This is a genomic window from Dysgonomonas sp. HDW5A (genome assembly GCF_011299555.1).
GTDB lineage: Bacteria > Bacteroidota > Bacteroidia > Bacteroidales > Dysgonomonadaceae > Dysgonomonas_A.
Window position 1 is genome coordinate 737,124 of sequence record NZ_CP049857.1, and the last position, 15,471, is coordinate 752,594.

The 15,471-nt window shown below is 36.5% G+C and carries 12 protein-coding genes; 8 read left to right on the forward strand and 4 right to left on the reverse strand.

Features of this window, described 5'->3' with window-relative positions:
• Positions 1-15: 15 nt before the first annotated feature.
• Positions 16-3,132 (reverse strand): TonB-dependent receptor, encoded by a 3,117-nt coding sequence (locus G7050_RS03070; RefSeq protein WP_166111044.1) that lies wholly within the window; start codon positions 3,130-3,132, stop codon positions 16-18.
• Positions 3,133-4,087: 955 nt separating this feature from the next.
• On the opposite strand from G7050_RS03070, the gene G7050_RS03075 reads away from it, so the two are divergent.
• The 4 genes from G7050_RS03075 to G7050_RS03090 all read left to right on the forward strand — a co-directional run bounded on the left by G7050_RS03075 (position 4,088) and on the right by G7050_RS03090 (position 8,989).
• Positions 4,088-4,750, forward strand: a complete 663-nt coding sequence (locus tag G7050_RS03075) for a hypothetical protein (RefSeq protein WP_166111048.1) — start codon at positions 4,088-4,090, stop codon at positions 4,748-4,750.
• Positions 4,751-4,758: 8 nt separating this feature from the next.
• Positions 4,759-5,244 (forward strand): hypothetical protein, encoded by a 486-nt coding sequence (locus tag G7050_RS03080; RefSeq protein WP_166111051.1) that lies wholly within the window; start codon positions 4,759-4,761, stop codon positions 5,242-5,244.
• Entirely contained in the window at positions 5,241-8,135 is a 2,895-nt protein-coding gene (locus G7050_RS03085; protein ID WP_166111054.1) for a hypothetical protein, read from the forward strand. The genes G7050_RS03080 and G7050_RS03085 overlap by 4 nt, the downstream gene beginning before the upstream one ends.
• A gap of 218 nt (positions 8,136-8,353) precedes the next feature.
• The gene (locus G7050_RS03090; RefSeq protein ID WP_166111057.1) at positions 8,354-8,989 is read left to right on the forward strand and encodes a bifunctional 2-polyprenyl-6-hydroxyphenol methylase/3-demethylubiquinol 3-O-methyltransferase UbiG; all 636 of its coding nucleotides are present in this window, start codon (positions 8,354-8,356) and stop codon (positions 8,987-8,989) included.
• Between the two features lie 9 nt (positions 8,990-8,998).
• Here the strand turns inward: G7050_RS03090 and G7050_RS03095 are convergent, their stop codons facing one another.
• On the reverse strand, positions 8,999-9,778 hold the full coding sequence (locus G7050_RS03095) for a Cof-type HAD-IIB family hydrolase (RefSeq protein WP_166117618.1): 780 nt from the start codon (positions 9,776-9,778) through the stop codon (positions 8,999-9,001).
• Between the two features lie 93 nt (positions 9,779-9,871).
• Here G7050_RS03095 and G7050_RS03100 point away from each other — a divergent pair, with 93 nt between their 5' ends.
• The gene (locus G7050_RS03100) at positions 9,872-10,099 is read left to right on the forward strand and encodes a hypothetical protein (RefSeq protein ID WP_166111059.1); all 228 of its coding nucleotides are present in this window, start codon (positions 9,872-9,874) and stop codon (positions 10,097-10,099) included.
• 100 nt (positions 10,100-10,199) lie between these two features.
• Here G7050_RS03100 and G7050_RS03105 read toward each other — a convergent pair whose 3' ends face one another.
• Both G7050_RS03105 and G7050_RS03110 read right to left on the reverse strand, forming a co-directional pair.
• Positions 10,200-10,904 (reverse strand): 16S rRNA (uracil(1498)-N(3))-methyltransferase, encoded by a 705-nt coding sequence (locus tag G7050_RS03105; protein WP_166111062.1) that lies wholly within the window; start codon positions 10,902-10,904, stop codon positions 10,200-10,202.
• A gap of 55 nt (positions 10,905-10,959) precedes the next feature.
• Positions 10,960-11,559: a bifunctional nuclease family protein gene (locus G7050_RS03110; RefSeq protein ID WP_255499248.1), complete on the reverse strand. Its 600-nt coding sequence runs from the start codon at positions 11,557-11,559 to the stop codon at positions 10,960-10,962.
• 221 nt (positions 11,560-11,780) lie between these two features.
• Between G7050_RS03110 and G7050_RS03115 the strand changes: the two genes are divergently transcribed.
• From G7050_RS03115 to G7050_RS03125, 3 genes are all read left to right on the forward strand, one after another.
• Positions 11,781-12,209, forward strand: coding sequence for a GtrA family protein (locus G7050_RS03115; RefSeq protein ID WP_166111065.1), 429 nt, complete (start codon positions 11,781-11,783; stop codon positions 12,207-12,209).
• Positions 12,210-12,263: 54 nt separating this feature from the next.
• Positions 12,264-13,466: a bifunctional phosphopantothenoylcysteine decarboxylase/phosphopantothenate--cysteine ligase CoaBC gene (gene coaBC, locus G7050_RS03120; protein ID WP_166111068.1), complete on the forward strand. Its 1,203-nt coding sequence runs from the start codon at positions 12,264-12,266 to the stop codon at positions 13,464-13,466.
• 306 nt (positions 13,467-13,772) lie between these two features.
• A complete protein-coding gene (locus tag G7050_RS03125; RefSeq protein ID WP_166111071.1) occupies positions 13,773-15,470 on the forward strand; it encodes a M23 family metallopeptidase in 1,698 nt (565 codons plus the stop codon).
• Position 15,471: the final 1 nt, after the last annotated feature.

Here is a 15,471-nt window from a genome sequence, read left to right on the forward strand (position 1 = left end):
TAATTTTTTAATATTTTAGAATGAAAGATTAAGTCCAAATGAAATTGTCTTCATGGCCGGATATCTATAATATGAAATACCATTGACAGCTTGTTCCGGATCCATTCCTTGTTCACCAAAAATTGTAAACAGATTTTCGGCTTGAGCAAACACACGTAAGTTCGATACCCCTATTTTATGCAATAGGGGTTTTGGAACAGTGTATCCCAAATTAACATTTCTTAATCTTAAGTAATCTGCATCGACAAGAAAGCGAGTCGAAGTACTAGTCAATGAATTAGCTGTCGATGTTATCATGCGCGAGACATCAGTATCTCTATTCTCTGGTGTCCATCGATTCAATAGATCTTCCGACATCGCACGTCCGGCATTAGAACCATAATTCATTATCATCAATTTATCTCTATTGTATATTTTCCCACCCAATGCATAAGCAAATAATGCTGAGAAATCAAAATCGCGATATGTGAAGCTGGTACTAAATCCACCAACTAAATCGGGCAGAGAGCTTCCCGCTGTAATTCTGGAAGTAGTATTGTTGGCTTCATTATAGCTTTTCGTTTTCACGCGGCTTCCATCCGCAACCGTCTTATACCATTGTGGCATACCATCTTCGGGATCGACCCCTGCCCATTCCACTAGAAAGAAATCGTATATAGAACCTCCTTTAGTTAGTATATTAAAACCATTTGATGATACTATCGGATCTTGAGGCAATTTGGTTATTGTGTTTTTGAAATGTGTTGTATTTGCCGAAACTGTCCATGTAAGACTATTTGTTTTAATAAGAACACCTGTCAAAGAGATTTCGTAACCGACATTCTTCAAGGCTCCCACATTGGCTGTATATCCGTTATAGCCTATAGACGGTGGTTTTGGTAGAGAAAAGAGTAAATCTTTGGAACGGCGCACGAAAAATTCGAATGAACCTGATAACCTGTTATCGAAAAATCCAAAATCGGTACCTAGGTTAAAATTTAAATTTGTCTCCCACTTCAAATTTTTATTAGACAGAGTTGTTCTTACAAATCCTGATTCCCCTAAATTACTGTTAATATCGAATAGGTCTTGATAAGCATAATAATTTCTGCTTAGACTACTATTTTGAATCTGGTCATTACCCTGACCTCCATAGCTGGCACGTAGTGTCAATTTGGTTACTTGGCTTACATCAATTAAGAAATTTTCTTGCGAGAGTCTCCATGAACCGCCTACCGACCAGAAAGTACCCCAACGAGAGTCGGGTGCGAATTGAGATGATCCGTCCGTTCTGATCGATGCAGAACCATAGTATTTGTTGTTATAGTTATATTCGGCATTGGCGAAAAAACTCAGCAACTTATACTTATCCGAGAAACCTCCAAAAGAGTTTAACTGACTGGCTGCATCGGGCTCTGTTAAGCCTAGTGCAGGCAGTCCGCTACGCTCACCCGAAATGAATGTTGTATTATATTCATAATACTCTTGTCCTGCCATAAGTTTCAGATTATGGGCTGTATTTATTTTAGTTGTATAAACCAAAATATTATTACCTGTAAATCCTGTTGTTTTTCTGTTTAATTTAGCGACTGTTCCTGGATAACCATTTTCAGAAGCCTCTCCATATTCAGGATTAGCATAATCATGATCGTTGCGATTCGTATAATCCAGATTAGCACTGGCCTTATAAGTAAGACCTTTATACAAATCAAATTCGATAGAAGCTCTTAACGATGCTACATCACGAGACACCTTATTAAAGTCATAATGAGAAGACCCCAGAGCGTTTTGACCTCTTAAAGCTGCAGATGGTCTATACAATCCAAAGTCAGGAGTTTTCACTCCGTCGACCAATGCTCCTGTTTCAGGATCACGTAACCATACAGGATAAAAACTAGGAATCAGACGTGCAGAATTAAGTGTATTTGAAGTATTACTATCCTCTCCCAGAGGTGCTTTCTGATCGGAGTGAATTAAAGCGATATTTGTAGAAATACGAATTCCTTTTCTTATTTCTGAATTAAGATTTACACGACCTGTATACCTTTTAAAACCTGATGCCAAAGCAATACCTTGATCATCCAGATAACCTAACGAAATATAGTAAGTCGAATTTTCACTACCTCCAGATATATTTACTTGAGCTTCGGTACGGTTTGCATCCTGTGTATATGCATCAGACCAGTTATCATTCCACAAAGGGACTGCTCCCGCTACAATTTTACCGTCTAAACCAACAGGCTCAGCATATTTACTCCCATAAGGATTGATACCCAAGTTGCCTACTATATTGGAAGATGCATATTTTGCAGCCACATCTGCCGACTCTTTGTTATTGTATAAACGTTGATTTCTTAAAGCCTCCCAATAGAGTTCCCAATACTGATCGGTACTAACTTGTTTATAATCGGCCACTGCACGGGAAGATACCCCATATACAAAGCTGGCATCAATCTTTGCTTTATTTGCTTTTACTCCTTGTTTAGTCGTTATTATTATAAGTCCGTTAGCTGCACGAGAACCATAAATAGAGGTAGAGGCGGCATCTTTCAAAACATTGATAGATTCAATATCCGCAGGGTTCAGTGAATTCAAGGCGCCGTCAAATGGAGCACCATCTACTATATACAAGGGTGTACTTGCGGCATTAACAGAACCTATGCCTCTAATATAAATATTAGCATCAGACCCCGGCTGACCGGATGATGATATAGACTGAACTCCGGATGCGGCTCCTTGTAGTAAACGGGTTACACTACTGACTTGTGCCCTCTCAATTTCTTTTTTTCCGACTGTTGAAGCAGAACCTGTGAATCCGGCTTTAGAGGCTGTACCGTAGGCCACGACAATTATATCGTCTAGCTCTTTAACATCAGGCTCTAGTGATACATTCAATTTGTCACTTGATACTGTTATTTCTTTTACTCCATATCCCAAAAATGAGAATCGAAGTACCTGCGATTTCTCTGCATTTATGGAGTAAGTTCCATCGACATTGGTTGCAGTACCGGTTGTAGTTCCTTTTATTGAGACGGAAACACCTGGTAAAGGTTCACCATTTTCATCTGTAACTTTACCCTTTACCACATAGTTTTGTGAAAAAGCAAAAGTGCTAAATAAGATGAAAAAAATAAATAGTAATTTGGTTTTCATTAATTGTAAACGGTTTGTAAATAAAAAAATATTTGATATCCCATTTCATGTATCACAAATGGAAAATAGTTTCTAAAAGGAGGTCAAATACAAATATTACTTTGAAAAAAAATAGAATTAGTAGATAATTTTCTTCAGAGCAAGAGTGAAAGATTAACTTCATTTCAATAATTTTTCTGAAAAGTAAATAATTTTCACAAAAATAATTTGTTTGTAAAACTAAACAAATACCATAAATATGGTATATCAATACACTACCCCCTATACTACATTTAATTTTTATTAACATGTCGCTTTCTTTTCGTAACGATAATTTATTGAGAACACACTACAATCCATTCAGCATCAGACATATAAAATAGATGTTATTCTAAAATAAGAGTATACCCTAAAATCGCGAACCAAAAGCGGCCTGTCCAGATAAGTCTGAGGTTATATCTTTGATAGTCTAAAATATACTTTATATTCGTGTCTCTACTAAAGAACAAAATATTTCAAGGCAATATATAAATTCATCAAAAACGAAAGATATAATATCTGATCTATCTTCTTTTGCCTTCGAAACTTTACATTTCTGCTTAAACGCATCTTCTAATTGAGATGCACTAGAGTTGGTTTCCAATACTTCATCATTAATTTATTTATGAATCTAGCCTAACTTTAACTGTTAAAAATACATTCAACAATAAGATCTCAGGAAATAATCTTTTTTCTCTCCAAATAATATCTTTGTTAAAGAAAAAACCACATATTATTAAGCCATAAACACTGCTATAAAACAATATGCAAGATAATATTTAGCAAGCTAAAAAAGACTATCTTTTTCTGTTCTAGACTAATAAAAAATAATCTTTCATGCTTTTTTCCTTTTTTTATATACTTTTATTTTTTTATTTGTGTACTTTTGTTCTTTAGAGTAAAGATATTAAAACAACAACGACAATAAATAACGACAATGAAAAGGATTTTTTTATTTATACTAGGAATCTATAGTATAGGCTTTCTACAAGCACAAGTGGGTGTTAACACTACAGATCCAAAGGTTAGTTTAGATGTACAAGCTATTGCGACAGATGCGACTACTGCAGAAGGTCTTACAGCTCCTCGACTTACACTTAACCAGTTAGTATCGAAAGATGCTAAATATATTGCCGACCAAACAGGAACAATTGTTTATGTAACTAATACAACCGGTACAACAACCACTAAAACAAGAAAAGTAACTACAGTTGGTTACTATTACTTCGATGGAACTATCTGGCAACCAATCGGTCCTGATGAAAGCTTACGGTTCTTTTATATGCCGTCAATAATATTACCAACGGACACATCCGACCCAGCATACAATACAGGGACACAAACATTTACAATAGATTTATACAAAGCCTATTCAGATCAATTTGCTTTAACTAATTCAGGTACTTCATATAAAAGCCCTGGTGCAACTGCTCTCCCTATATCAGCAAGTAATGCTTTGGAATATTTTATAACCTATTACGATAATTCAGTTTTTCAAAGCGTTGCAGTAAGCAATACAGGAGTATTAACATATAGATTGCCTGCAGAGCTTACTCTTTCGGAAAAAACATTTATGAATATTGTATTCAAAGTAAAATAAAATAAATTATGAAAATATTTCATACGCTGATATTATGTTTATGCACTTTATCTGCATATTCGCAGTCTAGCAAAGCAAATAAAACAGATGGAACATATCTGTTTGAAAAAGCTGTATTTACCATTTCCAATTCTAATTCAAAGTCAGAGGTTGATACCCGTATTATAACCGATCCGGCTTTAGTAGATACAACGGATATGTTTCTTCAGAATATATTTTTGCAGGCTACTATCAGTAATGGGATATTATCATTTTGTGTTCTACCAGATCAATCAGAATATACAGTAGAGGACGGAATAATACTGCTTCCGACCAAAGAAAAATCTGAAGTATCCGCTTTGAAGCATAGTCAAAGGCAATTATCACCTTATTCGTCTTCTTTTAGTGATAATAGATTAACTTTTACCTTTATTTTTCTATATGGAGATTCCAATTATGATTTTCCTTTAGAAGGTAAATTGACCATTACCTTAACTAAACAAAAATACGGATGAAACAACTATCTTATAAAATATTCTATTTGTTCCTATTCATATTTTTAGCTGGAAATATAACGGCTCAGGACTGTGCCTCTAATTTCACGGTAACGACGGCATCTACTCCATCAACCTGTCAAGCTAACGGAACGGTAACGGTGACCCTTAACGGTGACTTGACCAATCTTTTCAATATTCAATACGGATTGACCTCGCCAACTACCGGTTTTACGATTAATCCTCAAGAACATAATGTACTTACAAATATTCCTGCAGGTAATTATACAGTAACGGTACGTGCTTTTTGTAAAGTAAATGCCGATTATGATGTGGTTAAAACTGTTACCAATGTAACCGTAGGAGGTAATTATAAAGTACCTTCTGTCTCTTTCAATGCAACAGCCTCGCGCAAGTCTTATGACATATGTAATACAGGTATAATTGTATTAAATGTTACAGATGGTAGTGGAACTTTTACCTTTAATATAACATCGGCACCGGCCGGTGTAACAACAGGTATTGTTACACCAACCAAGAACGGTAGTCTTTATACATTTCCCGGCGAAAATTATCCGTCGGGCGATTATGCAGTACAGATAAACGATGGCTGCTATACGTCCGTAGCAACTTTTACATTGGGACAAATCTCTGGTTTTCCAACTTTTTCGAACTCCTCTTATAGCGGATTCAGACCAATACTTGCTGACAACTCGTGTAGTGCTGTTTATTGGAGTGCAGGCATTGTAAGCAGTAACTTTCCAGACTATTACCGGTATTATCTGGATGGTATGTACGAAGTAGGTGCTGCACCGGGAGGAGGAACAATGCCTACTAATTGGACTCCATGGACAACTTCTCAATTAACATTAAACTTATCTCCATACACGCTTGCTGACTTCTATACTCCCAAAACTATATCTGTATATACACGATTAAAAGGTTGCCCTGATAATTATACCAGTATAACAACCTACATGAAGAAACCAACAATGACCGCAAGTTACACTAGGAGATGTGATGACTATCTATATACTGTCAGACCTTGGACAGATTATGACGGATTGTTATGCTATCCGGTCTCCCTTGTTATAACTCAGGCAACCGGTGCAGGAGCCGGAACTGTAATTTTGAACAAGACTAATTTATCGAATCCTGTATCAGAGCAACTTGCTTTGGAGTATAGCATTAGCTATAATGTGCTAATGACTGATGCTAATGGAACTGTAATGACAACGAGCACGAATATTAGCAGAGGAACTATGTCTCTGTCTTACACCGATGATAAATGTAGTAATCTCTTTCGATTGTACTACAGCTCTCCTAACGACCCTTGTTATCCAATTGAAATAACGATCAAAGATCCTTTGGGGGTAGTTGTACACTCTAACACCCTCACCTCTACCTTAACAAGTTCAACTGTTGATTTAGAATATGGCAAGTCGTATACGTTCGAAGCGGTATATGTAGGAACAAATCCTCTACGCACTTACACCACTACCATAAATAGGACATCGAGTCTGCCTACCGGTTATACGATGTCTGTCTCCGGAGCTAATAATTGCTACGAGGATCGAGGACAATTATATATTTACTCCAATGGATCGGTCTACTTTCCAATAGGTACAACGTTTTCGATAACCGGTCCGGCAGGATATACCCCGCAAACATACACATCGACTAGCTCGTCTTATTATTATTATATGCCTGCCACTACCCTGCCTGCAGGAACTTATACTTTAAGTGTCGTTCATGGATGCGGAGACCCAACTCCACTAACAACAACGATCAACACGAATGGAATATACAGTGGTAAAGCATTAAGCTATACTACAGAGAATACATGCTCGGGAATGAGGGTTACTCCTTCGGGATTAATGACTTATCAGGGTACTAATACGACTACCTATTACAGGCTAACCAATGGCCCTGCAGGGTATGACAAAACAGTAATTTCACCCGGTGGATCATTTATTTTTTCTACCCCGGGAACTTATACACTAGGTATTCTAAATACCAATAGTGCCAATGGTTGTGTGATCAACACGAAAACGATTGTTTATACCGCCCCACCATTGGCTCTGAGCCAGACAGGAAGTAGTGCTTATGAATGTACCGATGGAGCTACAGGGGTAATCCTTTTGCAAGCCATAAACGGTGTAGCACCTTATACTTACCAGCTCTGGAACAAAGACAATACCGTTCAGATCAATATCCCCGAGATAGTCTCTTCCGGACAAGTACACTTTGATTACGGGGAAGCTGATTCTACCTATACAGCACGTATCATGGATCAGTGCGGCAATAGCTTCAGCCAACAGATCACTATGGCCAAGCTAAGCACCGCCCGTATCGTTTACGCCGAAGACAATAATGTTTGTACCGGAGATACTATTCAATTAAAATGTATCACACTCGGTAATACAGCCTATAACTGGACAGGCCCCAACGGATTTTCGACGACCGTGCAAAGCCCCAAGATAGCCGATGCAGATACAACTATGACAGGATGGTACAGAGTAACCGTTATGCCCGAATTTTGCGGTGACCCCGTACAGGATAGCGTTTATATCAATGTGTATAAACCATTGACTACAGGAGCGGTTACAGACAGCCAGACAGTATGTGTTCGTACAGTAGCCAATACTTTAAGCTGCGCCGTAAGAGGAGGTAGTGGAGTATACACCTATCAATGGCAATCCAGTACAAATGGTACCACAGGATGGACTAATATAGCAGGTGCAACCAGTGCCACATATACTCCTCCTACTCTTATTCAGTCGCGAACTACTTATTACCATGTAATAGTTACCGACCGATGCGGAATAGTTACCAGCAACAGTATGGCCGTGAACTTCAAACCTTGCTATATTCCCGTCAACCCGAATATCCGCTCAAGAGGTGGGCGTTAAAATAGAACAGAGTATGCAGATACTTTCTGCATCATGACATAATAAAAACCAAACAATGAGGGTGAAGTACTATTTAGTATTTCACCCTCATTGTTTGGTTGAATAATCTTTACCACACTAGTATCACCTCATTAAAATAAATATACTGCATAGATTTAAGTGCCAATAAAACTAAAATATTATCTTTAGGCTTTAGTCATCAATGATATTAGTTTCTTATGCAAGACTCCGGTTATTATAGCTCTGATAGAAAAGAAATTTTCCCTTTTATACCTCAGGGAATAAAGAGAACTTTAGATGTTGGTTGTGCTACAGGAGTTTTTTCCGCAAAACTAAAAAAGGAAAGAAGCACCGAAGCTTGGGGTATTGAAATGCTCGAAGAGGCTGCAGAAATAGCTAAAACGAAATTAGATAAAGTTTTAATAGGCTCTTTCGACGAAGTATCGGGAGATCTCCCTCAAAAATACTTTGACTGTATATTCTTTAATGATGTACTTGAACATATGCCATATCCTGAAACTTGTTTATCGAAAATAAAAGCCAACATACATCCTGAGGGGAAAATTATAGCATCAATACCTAATATAAGACACATCGAAGTATTAAGAGAGCTACTATTTCAAAAAGATTGGCACTACAAAGACTCCGGAATCTTGGACAGAACACATCTGCGTTTTTTTACTAAGAAAAGTATTATAAGAATGTTTGAAGATTGCGGATATAAAATAGATCAGATAACAGGTATCAACGGTGTTAGCCCCTTTTGTTTTACATCACTTATCAACAAAGTATTATTAAATTCATTGGATGATATAAAGTATAAACAATTTTTGGTTGTAGCTTCGCCCGTTTAAGTTCTTTTATCAGATAAGTCCAAAGTGTTTTAATGCATTAGAGATTCCGTCATCATCAACTGAATCAGTTATATAATCGGCAACCTGCTTAACTTTATCTCCGGCATTATCCATAGCTATACCTAGAGCCACATATTCTAACATTTGAATATCATTACCTCCGTCTCCAAAAGCCATTGTTTCGGAAAGGTTTAATTTATAATATTCAAGAAACTTATCAATACCTGTACGTTTACTGTTGCCCCTTACATTAACATCTGCAAAAAGAGGATGCCAACGACTCGCATCGCAATTAGTCAGAACCGTTCCTAGAACTTCCTTCTCTTGATTATCATTTATAAAAGCATCGATTTGCAGAACCTCAGCCATCTCAGCTTCAGTCAATTGACCGACAGGAGATAACGGTACATCCACCAATTGACTTATTGCTCTTACATTTTCATCAATAAAATTAATCACCTCCCGTTTCTCTGTTATAAATATAGATGGAAACGAGAAGACTTCTTTATGGTAACGCAATAAAGCTTCTATATTATCTTTGGGAATTGGATTCGTAAAGATTGTTTGATACTCTCCATTTATACAATGAGCTCCATTTAATGTTATAAATCCATCGAAAGTTAAGCCATTCAAATCGCCTATCTGATTAAAATAACGACCTGTAGCTATAAATACTTTAATACCTTTGCTCTTTACTTGATTAATTGCATCAATTGCCGATTGAGGTATAGAATGTGTCTTAAAACTTTTCAGCGTTCCATCTATATCAAAAAAAATAGCTTTTATCATCATTTTAGTTCTCTATTAAGTGTTCGGGCTTCACCTATCGAACGCTAATTCTTATAATTTATTATCTTTACATATCTAAAATAAATAGCAAATATGGACGAGCCATTAAAAGAAAACAATCAATCAACTCAACCTACTGAAGCACTTAAACCACTTATTGACGCCTTTGTTGAGAGTGCAAGAAGGTCTTTGGAGTATGATGTAATTAAATATTCGATGAAGCGGTACGAATCTTTTATATTCAAAGGTTACTACAAGAAGAAATTGTACAAAGCCATTCTGGCTCTACGCGAATTTAATAAAGATGTAGCAGATAAATAAGGTCTCTGTAATCTTATTTATTGTGAGGGATAATGGTGATTGGGATATTTATTATATACAAAAGAATCTATAATAGAACTTTTAACGGAAAAACATCGGATCAACCGTTTAATATCTGAATTGTATTGCAGGCGACCAAGGCTGCTGTTTCTGCACGTAAACGACTCTCACCCAAACTAATCGGCTCAAAGCCATATTTCAATGCTTCCTGTACTTCCTGCTCACTAAAATCGCCTTCTGGCCCTATTAATAGCAGAACATTTCCATTTGCTTTATAGATATGTTTCAATAGTTGTTTTTCCTGTGGATAACAATGAGCTATAAATTTCTGTCCATCAAAAGGCTTCTTAATAAAACTAGAAAAAGAAATCATTTCGTCTAATTGGGGAAGGACAGCTTTTTGAGACTGCTTCATTGCCGAAACAAGTATTTTCTCGATACGTGGCAATTTTATTTCCTTGCGTTCCGAATATCTACATAATAAAGGAGTGAAGTGATCAATACCTATTTCTGTTGCTTTTTCGGCAAACCACTCTATCCGGTCTAAATTTTTAGTGGGGGCAAATGCAATCTGTAAATAATTACTCCATGGTTTAGGTTCGACTCTTGTTTGTGTAATATTTACGACACAATGTTTTTGATGGGCATCTACAATTTCTGCATCAAAAAAATGTCCTTTCCCATCAGTTATTAATACCTCATCACCTTCTTTTTTACGCAATACTCGCACACAATGAGCCGACTCGTCTTGTGGTAAGGTATTGTCCTGCTGAATATCAGGTGCATAAAATATTGTTTTATCCATTGGAGTAAAAGTCAGACCTTAATGTTGTATTTTAAAGTAATAACGATCGTAATCCTTAATGTTTAAACCGTTTATCCATTTCATCACGGAGGACAGATGCTAATTCATAATCTTCGTTATCGATCGCCTCTTGTAGCATCGAATTCAGCTCTTCTTCACTAAGCAAAGCATAGCTATCCATATATTCTGTAGTATCATTACCTGAGACTATTTCTTTATTATCTATATCATCTTCGCCTTCACTGAATACAATTGCCAGCTTCTGCATTATTTCTTCGGTAGTATATATCGGAGATTTACTTCTAAGAGCAATACCAATGGCATCAGATGTACGCGATTCTATGGATATTTCTTTTTCCCCTTGCTTGAACATCAATTTAGAATAGAAAATTCCATTGTCATACTTATAAATAAGCACTTCCTGAAGAACAATTCCCCATTCAGATATAAAGGAGTAAAATAAATCGTGAGTCAACGGACGTGGCGGAGAAGTATTTTGCAACTTAAAGGCAATAGACTGAGCTTCAGGCGTCCCGACAACAACCATGAGACGTCTTACACCATCCTCCTCAGCCAAAACCAAGCCATATGTACCTGATTGTGTTTGGTTAAACGAGAATCCCAAAACCGATAATTTCACCTTTTTGTCTATCACAATAAATAACCGTTGTAAAAGTATTCTAATTCAAAAATAGTCATTTTTATGTTATTTAGAGTCCATAAAAGTAAAATTTTAAATAATAATCGTACAAAAAGACAAATTCAAAAAGAAATAAAGCCCTATCTTTGGACTCTTAAAGAATAATAACAGATATGTTTATAACTATAATGGTTACCACAAAGATAAAACAATCTGATATCTAAGCCTATAAATTAATGAAACAGTCTTTCAAAGAATTAGCAAAATACGGAGTAGTAGGTCTTGTCGGGTTAGGTGTGGACTGGGCTGCATTTTTTATTTTTAGAGATGTATTTGGTATTAATTATATTGCATCACATATCCTCAGTTCAATACTGGCAATTACCAATAATTTTATTCTCAACAGCTATTTTACATTTAAAGCTACCGACAAAATCTGGCAAAGAGCTATATCTTTCTTCGGTATTGCCGGTGTAGGATTAGTTATCGGATCGGTATTACTTCCCGTTTTTGTTCAGCTTATAAGTTTCACATTAACTCACTTCGACCTATCGTTAGCTCCTAAGATTATCCAAAATTTAGCAAAATTGGCTATTACGGTTATTATCGCTTTTTTACAATTCTTTCTGAACAAATATTACACGTTCAAGAAAAAAGAGGTATAAGGTCTCACACCTATTTATTACCTTTGTAAATCATACAATCTAGATAATAAAGAAATGACACTCAAAGGTAAACATATAGTATTAGGTATAACAGGCAGTATTGCTGCATATAAAGCAGCATCTTTAGCTCGTTTATTCGTTAAAGAAGGTGCCGAAGTACAGATAGTGATTACTCCTTCAGGAAAAGAATTTATTACTCCTGTAACATTATCTGCTTTAACAGGAAAGCCTGTAGTAAGTGACTTTTTCGGTGCCAATGACGGTACATGGCATAGTCACGTAGACCTTGGTCTGTGGGCTGACTTTATGATTATAGCACCTGCTACAGCTGCCACAATGGGTAAACTGGCAAACGGAATTGCCGATAACATGCTAGTTACAACCTATATGTCGATGAAAGCGCCTGTATTTATTGCTCCGGCAATGGATCTTGATATGTTTGCACATCCATCTACAACACGCAATATATCATTGCTTCAATCATACGGTAATCATATAATAGAACCGGCATCCGGAGAACTAGCCAGTCACCTGATAGGTAAAGGGCGTATGGAGGAGCCTGAGAATATTGTTGCTTACATCAAAGAATATTTTGAGAAACAGGAATCTCTTTCAAAAAAAAAAATCCTGATAACGGCTGGACCGACGTATGAAAAACTAGATCCTGTTCGTTTTATTGGAAATTACTCTTCTGGAAAAATGGGTTTTGCCTTGGCTGAAGAATGTGCGGAAAGAGGTGCAGAAGTGGTGCTTATTGCCGGTCCTGTATCCTTAAAAACCACACACTCTAGTATCAGGAGAATTGATGTAGAATCGGCTGAACAAATGTATCAGGCTGCAACAACCGAATTTACGGATAGTGATGCAGCTATACTGTGTGCTGCCGTAGCAGATTACCGTCCAAAAGAGCAAGCGGATAATAAAATAAAAAGAAAAGAAGGAATTAACCTGACTTTAGAATTGATTCCCAATAAAGATATCGCCGCATCGTTGGGAAAGGCTAAAAAAGAAGGACAAACTTTGATTGGCTTTGCTTTAGAGACAAATAATGAAGAACAAAACGCACTCTATAAAATCACAAAGAAAAATTTAGATTATATTGTTCTCAATTCTCTGAATGATAACGGAGCCGGATTCCAGCACGACACCAATAAAATAGCCATTCTCAATAAAAATGGACTTCGTACAAATTTTGAATTAAAGAATAAAAAAGAAGTCGCTAAAGATATTATTAATTATACCTTGGGGCGCGATTAAGTTCGCAGAACTATGTATTGCTTTTTACTTACCTAAACCACAAGCAGGTCTGACATCTTGATAAGATTGAATATCATTCTTTTATCTATCAATAAAAGAGAGGAAAGACAAAAAAAGGTAACAGTAAAAAAAGAAAATAAAAAACTACTCAAAAAGTGTCACTTTTGTAACCTTTGTAACCTTTTGAATAATTATCAACTGATTACAAGATGATTACGAAAACAACAAAAGTTACAAAAGTAATATCAGTTTGTCACCTTTTTGACAACTTTTTGTACTCGATGAACTCTTGAAAATAAACTTACAATGAACAAAATTATCGTTATTATATCTCTATTATTATCGTTTCATACTTCCGCACAAGAATACCGAAGTCCTCTGGATATACCGCTATTATTAAGTGCTAATTTTGGAGAGCTTCGCAATAACCATTTTCATTCGGGAATTGATATAAAGACGCAAGGTGTAGAAGGAAAGCCTGTTTACAGTATAGCTGACGGCTATATTTCTCGGATAGGGGTTTCACCCAGTGGATATGGACTCGTTTTATACATAGATCACCCTAACGGACAAACTTCGGTTTACGGGCATTTGAGCTCTTATAATGTAAGGATATCCGAATATGTAAAACAAGAACAATATAAACAGGAAAGCTTTAGGATTGATGTAAAACTTTCTCCTTATCAAATCCCAGTAAAAAAAGGAGACTTAGTCGCCTATACAGGTAATACGGGCGGATCAGGTGGTCCACATTTGCATTTCGAAATAAGGGAAACTAAGACTGAGAAAGCATTAGACCCTTTAGTGTATTACAAAAAAATTATTGCAGATAATAAATCGCCTGAAGTTAAAGGAATTGCAGCCTACCCTGTTCCCGGAAGAGGTGTTATTAACGGAACAATTCTTCCCTTACACCAATCTGTAACACAATTAAAAGCCGGAGGCTATTCTCCCCTGAAACAATCTATTGAAGCATGGGGATTAATAGGACTTGGAATAAAAGCATACGATAGAATGGATGCTACATCTAATATCTATGGAGTACGGGTTGTAAGCTTATCAGTAGACAATAAAGAAGTTTTCAGATCCGAAGTGGCCGGTTTTCCTTTTGATCAAAGCCGTATGATAAATACGTTTACTGAATTTGCAGACTGGAGACTCAATAAGTCATTTTATATGCAGTCGTTTATTGAACCGGGAAACAAATTGCCATTTTATTCATCTATCAACAGTGGCTATATCAATATAAATGAGGAACGCCCTTATCAAATCTCTTATGAGTTAGAAGATCTTTACGGGAACAAGTCTGTCTATGATTTTACCGTTATTGGTAAAAAACAGAATATCATAACGCCCTCGGCTTGTAATCAAGTTCTAATTTGGGATAAGGATAACAAGTATAATACCGATCAGTTTACGTTATCGATTCCCAAGGGAAATTTATACAACGATGTATGTTTTACACTGTCTCAAGCATCCTCTACAGAATATTATTCAGATATTTATTCAGTAAATAAAACACCCGTGCCGCTTGATAAATCGGGAGAGGTAAGTATCAAACTATCATCCGATCCTTTGAGTAATAAGAAACAGTACGGTGTAGTCCAACTAACAAACAACAGGGCATCGTGGATAGGAGGCTCTTACAAAAATGGTTCTATTATTGCCAAAATACGCGAGTTAGGGATACGCTTGGCAGTTTCGGCTGACACTGAAGCACCCAAAATCACCCGCATAGAAACATCGGGAAAAGGGAAAAGAAGAATAGTTGTGCCCAAAGATGAGATAAGAATACGTATGAGCGACAATCTCAGTGGAATAGCAACATTCAAAGGAACTATAGATGGCAAGTTTGCCCTATTCACACATGATATGAAATCTTCGATATATACTTATAAGTTTGATCCTGCCCGATTTAAAAAAGGGATCACTCACAAAATTGTATTTACAGCCACCGACGGTTGCGGAAATACAGCTCAATATACAGGAGAATTTTTCTATTAAG

What these genes read in the sequence shown, in the direction of transcription:
- G7050_RS03125 (WP_166111071.1), top strand. Translation starts at nt 13,773, where the DNA reads ATGAACAAAATTATCGTTATTATATCTCTATTATTATCGTTTCATACT.
- G7050_RS03115 (WP_166111065.1), top strand. Translation starts at nt 11,781, where the DNA reads ATGAAACAGTCTTTCAAAGAATTAGCAAAATACGGAGTAGTAGGTCTT.
- G7050_RS03090 (WP_166111057.1), top strand. Translation starts at nt 8,354, where the DNA reads ATGCAAGACTCCGGTTATTATAGCTCTGATAGAAAAGAAATTTTCCCT.
- G7050_RS03085 (WP_166111054.1), top strand. Translation starts at nt 5,241, where the DNA reads ATGAAACAACTATCTTATAAAATATTCTATTTGTTCCTATTCATATTT.
- G7050_RS03105 (WP_166111062.1), bottom strand. Translation starts at nt 10,904, where the DNA reads ATGGATAAAACAATATTTTATGCACCTGATATTCAGCAGGACAATACC.
- coaBC (WP_166111068.1), top strand. Translation starts at nt 12,264, where the DNA reads ATGACACTCAAAGGTAAACATATAGTATTAGGTATAACAGGCAGTATT.
- G7050_RS03070 (WP_166111044.1), bottom strand. Translation starts at nt 3,132, where the DNA reads ATGAAAACCAAATTACTATTTATTTTTTTCATCTTATTTAGCACTTTT.
- G7050_RS03080 (WP_166111051.1), top strand. Translation starts at nt 4,759, where the DNA reads ATGAAAATATTTCATACGCTGATATTATGTTTATGCACTTTATCTGCA.
- G7050_RS03075 (WP_166111048.1), top strand. Translation starts at nt 4,088, where the DNA reads ATGAAAAGGATTTTTTTATTTATACTAGGAATCTATAGTATAGGCTTT.
- G7050_RS03100 (WP_166111059.1), top strand. Translation starts at nt 9,872, where the DNA reads ATGGACGAGCCATTAAAAGAAAACAATCAATCAACTCAACCTACTGAA.
- G7050_RS03095 (WP_166117618.1), bottom strand. Translation starts at nt 9,778, where the DNA reads ATGATAAAAGCTATTTTTTTTGATATAGATGGAACGCTGAAAAGTTTT.